The 8,584-nt window shown below is 45.7% G+C and carries 9 protein-coding genes; 5 read left to right on the top strand and 4 right to left on the bottom strand.

The annotated features are described in order from the left end of the window. Window positions 1-3 precede the first annotated feature (3 nt). On the top strand, window positions 4-99 hold the full coding sequence (locus tag FB479_RS29150) for an IS3 family transposase (protein WP_113757350.1): 96 nt from the start codon (window positions 4-6) through the stop codon (window positions 97-99). A 62-nt stretch (window positions 100-161) separates the two neighbouring features. Here FB479_RS29150 and FB479_RS29145 read toward each other — a convergent pair whose 3' ends face one another. The 4 genes from FB479_RS29145 to FB479_RS29130 all read right to left on the bottom strand — a co-directional run bounded on the left by FB479_RS29145 (window position 162) and on the right by FB479_RS29130 (window position 4,961). Beyond that, a complete protein-coding gene (locus FB479_RS29145) occupies window positions 162-947 on the bottom strand; it encodes a 3-hydroxybutyrate dehydrogenase (RefSeq protein WP_142067532.1) in 786 nt (261 codons plus the stop codon). A 65-nt stretch (window positions 948-1,012) separates the two neighbouring features. Beyond that, a complete protein-coding gene (locus FB479_RS29140; RefSeq protein ID WP_142067531.1) occupies window positions 1,013-2,395 on the bottom strand; it encodes a GntP family permease in 1,383 nt (460 codons plus the stop codon). 717 nt (window positions 2,396-3,112) lie between these two features. Next, a complete protein-coding gene (locus tag FB479_RS29135; RefSeq protein ID WP_106656314.1) occupies window positions 3,113-3,892 on the bottom strand; it encodes a hypothetical protein in 780 nt (259 codons plus the stop codon). 55 nt (window positions 3,893-3,947) lie between these two features. After that, window positions 3,948-4,961 carry a helix-turn-helix domain-containing protein gene (locus FB479_RS29130; protein WP_106656315.1) on the bottom strand — a complete coding sequence of 338 codons (1,014 nt, stop codon included), beginning with the start codon at window positions 4,959-4,961 and terminating at the stop codon, window positions 3,948-3,950. A gap of 161 nt (window positions 4,962-5,122) precedes the next feature. Between FB479_RS29130 and FB479_RS29125 the strand changes: the two genes are divergently transcribed. The 4 genes from FB479_RS29125 to FB479_RS29110 are packed head-to-tail and all read left to right on the top strand — an operon-like array spanning window position 5,123 to window position 8,534. Continuing rightward, window positions 5,123-5,335 carry a Rha family transcriptional regulator gene (locus FB479_RS29125; RefSeq protein ID WP_092266365.1) on the top strand — a complete coding sequence of 71 codons (213 nt, stop codon included), beginning with the start codon at window positions 5,123-5,125 and terminating at the stop codon, window positions 5,333-5,335. Between the two features lie 22 nt (window positions 5,336-5,357). Further along, a complete protein-coding gene (locus FB479_RS29120) occupies window positions 5,358-5,672 on the top strand; it encodes a hypothetical protein (RefSeq protein WP_106656316.1) in 315 nt (104 codons plus the stop codon). Between the two features lie 15 nt (window positions 5,673-5,687). After that, on the top strand, window positions 5,688-7,622 hold the full coding sequence (locus FB479_RS29115; RefSeq protein ID WP_106656317.1) for a Mu transposase C-terminal domain-containing protein: 1,935 nt from the start codon (window positions 5,688-5,690) through the stop codon (window positions 7,620-7,622). A 12-nt stretch (window positions 7,623-7,634) separates the two neighbouring features. After that, a complete protein-coding gene (locus tag FB479_RS29110; protein WP_106656318.1) occupies window positions 7,635-8,534 on the top strand; it encodes an AAA family ATPase in 900 nt (299 codons plus the stop codon). Window positions 8,535-8,584 lie beyond the last annotated feature (50 nt).

Raw genomic sequence — 8,584 nt, 5'->3', positions numbered from 1 at the left:
GCCATTGAAAAATACATTTGGTTTTATAACCATGAACGGTTCCAGAAAAAATTAAACCAGTGTGCCCCGGTTGAATACCGAAACACACTGGCTGCTTAGGCTTTTTTAATTGTGTCTACTTGACAGGGGTAAGACCAATAAAAATAGGGACTTTAACAAGCTTACTGCGCTGTATACCCGCCATCGATAACGACAGCCTGACCCGTGACACCTGACGCTTTCTTGCTAGCTAAAAAGGCAGCATAGTTCGCTACTTCCTTTACTTGCAGCAGACGCTTCTGCGGTACCAGCGGGTAGATGACTTCTTCCATCACCTTTTCCAACGGCACATTTCTTGTCTTAGCCAAATCGGCTAATTGGTTTTGTACCAACGGCGTATCGACATACCCCGGACAAATGGCATTTACCGTAATACCAGCCGCTGCACCTTCCAGGGCTGCAACCTTGGTAAGCCCGATGACTCCGTGCTTGGCACTGTTGTACGCCGCCTTACCCGCAAAGCCAATCAAGCCGTTGATCGAAGCCATATTGATGATACGGCCATGACCTTGTTGCTTCATAATGGGGAACACGTGTTTAATCGCAACAAAAGGCGCTGTCAGCATGATACTGAGCATTTGTTCAAATTTTGCAGTCGGAAACTCTTCTATTGGAGAGACAAATTGCAATCCGGCATTATTCACTAAGATATCAAGTCTGCCAAAAATCTTGACTGTCTGCTGGATGCACTCCTGCATTTGTCCCTCGTCGGTGACATTACAGCCAAAGCTGATTGCTTCGTGGCCTTCCTTTTGCAATTGGACAGCTGCTGCTTCCGCTGATTCCCCATTTAAGTCCAGTATGACGACTTTCGCCCCTTCCTCGGCAAACGTCCGGGCAATCTCCAATCCAATTCCGCTCGCAGCCCCTGTTACTACTGCTACCTGTTGCTCCAACAACTTCTCCATACCCTACTATCTCCTCTCCTGTTCCTCATTTTCTCTGTCTATAAACTGGCTGATTCTGATGAAAATTAGAAAATAGACACGGCGAATGCCAGGATGAACACGACTGCAGTTTTCAAAACGGTAATCGCGAAAATGTCTTTGTACGATTGACGATGAGTCAAACCAGTGATCGCGAGCAGTGTAATGACCGCTCCGTTGTGCGGCAATGTGTCCATACCACCAGAAGACATCGAGGCAATACGGTGCAGCAACTCAGGGCTGATTCCCGCCGCATTTGCCATCTCCAGGTATTGCTTGCCCATAACCTCCAGTGCGATCGACATACCGCCCGACGCTGAACCTGTCACACCTGCCAGTACGTTTACAGCCAGTGCCTCAGAAACCAGCGGATGATCACTTGCCCCCATAATCCAACCTTGGATGAGCTTGAAGCCCGGCAATGTTTTCACAACGTTTCCGAATCCAACTTCGGAAGCCGTATTGAAGATCGCCAAGAGAGAGCCCATCGCGGCTGCAGTCAAACCGCTAGCCAGTTTGTTTTTGACTTGCTTCACATTGATTAAAAGCGCGGCAATAATTCCGAGACAGAGCGAAATAATCAGTGACCAAGAAGATACGACGTTTTTCACTTTCTCAATCTTAAATGATTCTTTGAGGATCGCTGGATCGTACCACGTCTCTACTGTCCAAATCCCTCTGCTGAACATATAGTTACCCACGAGCACCAACACCAACGGGAGAATCGCGACCCAGATGTTCATGTAGGATTCATTTTTGATCAACTCTGGCTCGTTGGTATGTCCCTCGCCGTAGCCTTCCCCAGCAGCGACAGCTTGCTTGCGTCTGCGCTCCAGCCATAGCATCCCGCCAACGAAAACCATAATGGCGCCAATCGTTCCAACAACAGGTGCAGCATAAGCATCGGTACCAAAATAAGTCGTGGGAATGATGTTTTGAATTTGTGGCGTACCTGGCAAGGCGTCCATTGTATACGTAAAAGCCCCGAGTGCAATCGTTCCTGGAATGAGGCGCTTCGGAATATTGGCTTCACGGAAAATCGCAGCGGCAAACGGATACACAGCAAATGCCACAACGAACAGGGAGACCCCGCCATACGTCAAAATCGAACAAGCTAGAACGACAGCCAAGATCGCACGATTGGAGCCAAGTGCCTTCACAATCGTGTGGGCAATGGACGAGGCAGCACCGCTCAACTCCATGACTTTTCCGAAAATGGCACCCAGTAAGAAAATAGGAAAGAATGATTTCACATAGTTTGCTGCATTCGTCATAAAGGTTTCGGTGTAGCTCGGCAGCAGAGAGATCCCGGAAAGGACAACGGCCAGCAGCGTAAAAATAGGGGCAAACACGATAACAGGATAGCCCCGATACGCAAAAAACATCAGGAGACCGAGCGAAATCAAGATGGATAACACTTCGATGATCATATAATTCTCCTTTCAATTTTCTCCTCCGCTTACAGAGGAAATTGTGTGGGCCCACTTGAAGAAAACGCTTTCACATCCAACTCAATTGCATACACCATGCCAACCCCAATCGATTCCAGAAAAATCGTTCAACCATACCCGTTTATCGTGCCTAGACCGTTGGCAAGCAGATGATAGCGCTTGCAAATTTTCCGGATTTCCGGAATTTTATGTCCGGTTTTATGGAATCTAGCAAAAATCAGCCCACCTTTTCGGGAATCTGCTCCAGGAAGGCTACTGGGTTTAAGCGGGAGGTCATCTTGCTCTATTCCAGAAAACCGGAATCTACTGTACTTAGACACACAGAATGAGATATGACGAAAACCGAAAAAAAGTGATGAAAAGTGAGCTATACCAAGGATTCTACGATAAGACAAGTACGAAAAGCAAAATGAGAAAAAACGAGAAAAAAAGGCGATTTCAGACTGTAAGGGTCCGAAGGTCGCCTTTTAAATTTAGGTCATTAAAAGCTGTTTAAAACCGCATTATATTGCGTTTAACTCGGCTTTGAAAGGGAGTAAAAAACGGAAATCTTCTCGCCGTACCTAACGAACTTTTCCAAACGAACTTACGAACTGGTTCGTTAGTTGAAAATACTGGTGTTATAAGCAAGTTTCTCTTGTGGAAGTCTTTTTAAAAAGCAATTGAATAAACATGCGGAATAATGAATAAAAAAACTCAATTTGCTGGCTTGATCTTAAAAGCAAGACTTTTAGCAGAATCATTAAAGGAAAACTCGAATTTTTTACCATTAAAGTCATACTCAAGTGGTTCATTGGGTTTCTTTACTGATTCGGAAGCCAGGGCAAAAATTTTATTCATGTCGGCCTGTGTTACATCTGGAATTACAATCTTAGTTGCAAATCCCATTAAAGTCATTTGTTCAAGAACCGGGGTGTTGCTGTTCAATTCTGAAGTAATCATTGAAATGCTGCTCACTTCACCATTAGTATTTTCAAAAACCTCTATGTAAGAAAAACCAGTAGGATGCGATATGTAGGAGGTTTTACCACCAATGTTTTGTTTCTTCCATTCTGTTACCGCTTGAATAGGTTCGGTAGTTACGTTCCCCGGCTCCATGAATGATGAAATAACTACCTGTGTTTTAACGCCTAAAGAAGATAATTCTTGTACAGGCGGCTGAGCTGACTGAATGCTTGGTGCTTCTGCTGGCTTGTCCTGTACTACCGTCTTGGCCTGGGTGACTGGTTGGGGTGTGGCAGCGGGTTTACTGTCGGCATTTGCGGAGGTTGGGCTGATTTCTTTGGAGATGCTGAAAGCCAGGATCATTACTAGGCAGACTATGAACATTAGACTAGCCTGGATAATAAAATGTTTTCTTGAAAACATCCGGCCCTTCTGAGCTTTGTTCATAATATTGGGGCTAAATATTCCAATTACTCCTAATAGAAAGCCAATAAAACTAACGAAACTTAACCCACCAAAGACAAGAGACATAAACTATTCTCCTTTTTGTGATTTTATTACAAATTATACCACAATTCGATGGTGGTTATATCGTTTGATTCATTCTGGATACAGCTTCTTCAGGTGAAAACCACTCAACAATTTTGCCCAGGATATGCACTCCGTCATTTGCTCCGTAAATAAGGGGTTGATACCTGTCGTTCTCGGAAATTAAATGAATTTTGTTACCGTCTTTCTTAAATCTCTTGATGGTGACTTCCTCTTCGTCAGCTCCCCCAATCATAACTAAAGCAATGTCTCCATTATCAACGGCGTTTTGCTGCCTCACAACGACATAGCCACCATCCTTAATACCAGCACCTACCATACTATCTCCGCGAACACGGACAGAGAAACAATTCTTATATTGTTCCGGCACTTTAATATACCCATCAATTAGCCTAAATACTGAGATCGGTACGCCAGCAGCAGCTTGTCCCAAGATAGGAATTTCAACAAAAGTCTCTCCTTCATCTTCATAACCCGTTTCTCTATCTTCAGCGATAATTTGACCTGTGATCCGTGTGCCTCTACCCATCTGTTGGGTGAATTCGCGAGGTGCTTTATTCTGAGCGAGTCTTTTTATTAGCGGAGTAAGTAGCTCGATATCTTCTTTGTCTAGTGCGCTTATAGCGGAATAAAGAGGATTATTGAGAAATAAAGTCGATGCAGTCTTTCCGCTTCCTTGTCTATGAGAAATAATCATGGTTCTTCTGTTGATACTCTCATCGTATTGGGTACTCAATTCCCGTTTTTGACCCGAAAAAATGTTGTTCCAGACATTGGTGTCTAAAACAACTGGAGGTTCAGTGTTTTTGTATTTAGGTCCCTCTCCAGTAAGGAGCCATTCCAGAGTGACGCCAAACTTCTCGGCAAGTCTCACTACGAAAACGGAGGATGGATCGCCTCCTTTGTTTTCCCAGTCGCTGATTCTGCTTGAAGAAGTTCCGATTTCTTTTGCTAACGCATCCATTGAAAGCTTTTCTGCGGTTCTTAGCTCCCTTAACCTCTCCCCGAAAGTTGTTGTCATATCAATATCACTCCGTTTGAGTAGTGCCATTTTTTAATTCCCCCTAAAATTTCATTCCGAAAACGGAATAAAAGTATTGTGTTCGCTCCGTATTCGGAGTAAAATGAAATTGTGGGAAGTGAGTTACCACAAATTATAGCGTAGCACTATCAATCTGACTATGACTTACTTTGTCGATGGAGGTGAGAAATTTGTTGAGAAAAAAGCCAATCACTCCATATGGCTGGGCGATCAAAACAAGATTGGCTGAATTGCAGATGGATCAAAAAGAATTCTGCGAACGGAATGGAATTCCCGAAAACAGAATGTCAGACCTCATTTCTGGGACAAGACCAGCAAAAAAGTATCGAAAATTGATAGATGACATTTTGTTCACGGAGCGCCGCCTTCCGAAAGCGGAGTAATTCGATTGAAAGAGGGAGTTAAATGAACGAAAAGCCTCATCTGATCCACCCCAGCGATCTATCCGTAATGTTGAAATCTTTGGCGACTATTGACGAAACGAAGAAAAATTCAGCATACAGGAAACATCATGAATCTATCATGCTGCATTGTGCTTCTATAGCGGCACAGATAACACCCGAAATTGAAGAGTTAAGCACTCAAATTTCTTTCCTAACTAAACGCCGTGAATATCTGATGAGTCTTTACAACGATATTTACACCAAGTATTCGGAAAGTAGCAAGGAGTGGGAACAGTACAATCATTCATCTACAGAAACAAGCCAAAAAGCTGAATAAGGAAGGAGGCAGACCGTGGGCGAGTTGCAACTTTTAACCGTCAAGGAAACCGCTCGTCTCATGGGCATATCCGAGCGAGCGGTACAAAAGCAAATCAGTAGCAACAAGCTAAAAGCTAATGCTGTAAAAACTGGAACGCGAGGGCGCGGAGGAATTGAGTATCAAATCCCTGTTTCTTCTCTCCCGATCCAGGCGCAGAAAAAAGCAGTCAAGTTGTTTAAAGAAGTAGTTGAAAATAGCACGGATCAAAAAGCGCAAGCTCCACTTGAAGTATTTAGCGATCAAGAGCGTGAGCAAATTGGTTACTGGAGAAAGTGCTTCGATCAGTGGCAAGCCTTCCGATCTCAACCTGGAATGACCAAAGCTGAGCTTGATGAAATGTTCTGCGAAAACTGGAATCTTGCCCATCCTGAAAATCAAGTGACAGCCAAAACGCTACATCGGAAATACAAGTCCTGGATGGAACAGGGAGACGCTGCCCTAGTAGATCGCCGAGGCGGTTGGAATCGTGGTGAGTCAACTATACCCGAGGTGGTCTGGAGTATATTTCAGCAGTATTACCTTGATGAGAATAGGCCCAGCGCCCAAGCGTGTTACAGATGGGTGAGCATTTGGGCCAAGGAAAACAACTTCGGCCCGTTACCATCATGTAAGGCTTTCGAGCGAAGGATCACAACCATTCCCTATGCAGTCATCCGCATGTATAGATACGGCGAAAAAGACTTCGATGATAAAGTCGCACCATTTGCCCGCCGTTCTTATCAAGGACTTGCAAGCAATGATATTTGGGTCGCAGACAACCATAAGTTTGACGTAGTGGTAAGGCGTCCAGACGGATCAACCTATCGCCCACAAGTAACCATGTACACCGATGTCCGAAGCCGAAAAACAATGTCCATTGTCGTATCTGAAAACCCAAACTCCGATACAAACCTCCTGGCAATACGGAAAGGCATCCTCAAGTATGGCATCCCCAAAGTGGTCTACACCGACAACGGTATGGACTTCCTCGCAAGCGACATTGGAGGACGTGGACGGCGCAAGACAAAGAAAAACGATGGTGAACACAAACCGCCTGCGGTGTTTGAGCGATTGGGCATCCGAATGATGAATGCCAAGGTAAAAAATGCAAAGGCGAAACTGGTTGAACGGACCTTCAGGGAAGTGAAAGAAAACTTCTCCAAACTGTTCCTCACCTATCAGGGTGGACATGTCAAGGAGCGTCCAGAGCGGCTGCTAAAAATCTTAAAAGACCCGAACAACATCGTCACGGAAGAAGAGTTTGCGGAAGCTTTTGAAACCTTCGCTTTTGGCTGGTTGGATCATCAACCACACTATGGCGATGGGATGAACGGCAAAACACCACACCAAGTATATGCCGAGCAGTTAATTGAAAAACGCACTGCGCTGCCGGAGGACTTAGACCTGATGCTGATGCGTTCTTCCAAGCCAGTTACGGTTGGCAGAAACGGTGTCCGGCTTACGCTTTACGGTTACGGTCTCGATTTTTACGACACAGAGCTTGTTGCTCAGTATCGCGGCAAGAAAGTCTATGTCCGATTCGATCCGGCGAATTTGGGAGAGGTTCGGGTCTATGACCTGGAGGACCGTTTCCTGATGACTGCCACACATAAAAAGGCTTTGGAATACGGGGCCAGCAAGGAAGATATTAAGAACGTGGCAAGCGAGTCCAAGAAGATTAAGAAGCGCGTAAAAGCTTACAAGGAAGCACTTGTCGCAGAAATTTACGCACCCGATCCAATGGACCTTGTGATGGGACAAGCCCGCAAGAATCTTGAGGAAGCAACTGAAGCTGAAGCAAAAGTCCTCTCTCCGGTTCGTTCAGGTGAGCGGAAAGTCGAAGCAGCTCCTCTCAAAAAAGCTGTGGGCCAAACCAATAACATTAACCTATCTCGCATGATAAGTGCGGCTCAAAAAACCAAGAAGTAAGGAGCGGTTTTCATGGTTGTCACCAATGAATGGTTGGAACTGATCCAGGCCATAAAAGACCACATGGAAAAAACGGGGATGTCACAGTCAGGAGTAGCAAGAGCGTTGGGTATCTCGCCTGCGGCTCTCAGTCGGTTTTTGAAAGAGACCTATCCATCCCCTCACAAGCTCTTTGGTAAGATTCGGGCTTTCCTCACAGTTGACGAGGCCAGGGAGGTTGCACCACAGAAGCCGGACTTTGTACATACTTCTCAGTCACAAGCGGTCCTGGACATCATCACTTACTGCCATGTTGCAAACGTGCTAGGTATTGTCTACGGCGACGCAGGGATCGGCAAGACCGAAGCTATCCGGGAATATGCCCGCAACCATCCTGAAGCGGTTGTCATCACTATGTCGCCAGCTTTCGGAACGACTAAAGGTGTTACGGAAAAACTTGCAAAGGCACTGAAAGTCCAAGAAGGCCGATCCATTCGTCGGATGTATGAAGAGATCAACGAGAAACTGGTCGAATCCGGCAGGGTTATCATCGTAGACGAAGCGCAGCATCTTCCGCTGAAAGCCCTGGATCATCTGCGATCCATCGCGGACGAAAGCGGCGTCGGTTTGGTCCTGATCGGAAACGAAGAAGTTTATACCCGAATGACGGGCCGAGGCGAAGCAGCTTTCGCGCAGTTGTTCTCTCGCATCTCCATGAGAAAGAATGTCCGCACGGAACTAACTCAGCCGGAAGATATGGAACTGCTGTTCCCGCACCTGCAAGAAGAAGAACGAAACTTCCTGCTGCGAATCTCCAGAAGCAAATACGGCATTCGTGGTGCAGTCAACGTGTATGTAAACAGCGCCGCCAACCAAAACGTAAAGCTGCAAGGTCTGATGGACATGGCGCGATATATGGGGATTGGAGCATGAGGGCAATAAAAAAAGCCTGAGTTAGCGGCTCAGACTTTTTCCGGGATAAC

Origin of the sequence: Brevibacillus sp. AG162 (assembly GCF_006715575.1) — a bacterium.
GTDB classification, from domain to species: domain Bacteria; phylum Bacillota; class Bacilli; order Brevibacillales; family Brevibacillaceae; genus Brevibacillus; species Brevibacillus brevis.
Note: the sequence above shows the minus strand (reverse complement) of the source record. Positions and strands in the feature narration are given on the sequence as shown.